Raw genomic sequence first — 471 nt, forward strand, 5'->3', positions numbered from 1 at the left:
GATCCTGTGTCGCAAGATAAGGCAGTCACGCGTATTGGTGACGACGTTCTGATCGGATTCTGGCCTCCGTCACCGCAGGCTCTCCCCGCGGTGACGGAGTCGAGGCCACGCGGGACACCGGATCGTGTTCCACGGTGCGGGACTGCCGGGGAGCCGGCGGGCGGGCACCCGTAGGTTGGTCGCCATGACCGAGCTGGAACTGAGGGAGATCGAGACGTCCGCCGGCGTGTTGCGGTACTACGACACCGGTGATGGACCGGCGCTGCTGTTCCTGCACGGCTCGGGGCCAGGGGTGACGGGCTGGCGCAACTTCCGGGGGATCCTGCCCACCTTCGCCCAGCAATTCCGGTGCCTGATCCTGGAATTCCCGGGGTTCGGTGTCACTGACGACATCGGCGGCCACCCCATGGTCACCGCCCAGGGCGTGGTGGCTCCCTTCGTCGATGCCCTCGACATCGACCGGGTACACAT

At 66.7% G+C, this 471-nt stretch carries 1 protein-coding gene; it reads left to right on the top strand.

All coding sequences use genetic code 11. From position 1 onward, the window contains the following. Positions 1–184 precede the first annotated feature (184 nt). On the top strand, positions 185–471 hold a 287-nt coding region (locus tag RM844_RS32415; protein WP_394814653.1), incomplete at its 3' end, for an alpha/beta fold hydrolase.

This window comes from Streptomyces chisholmiae (assembly GCF_031845445.1).
Classification (GTDB): Bacteria; Actinomycetota; Actinomycetes; order Streptomycetales; family Streptomycetaceae; genus Streptomyces; species Streptomyces chisholmiae.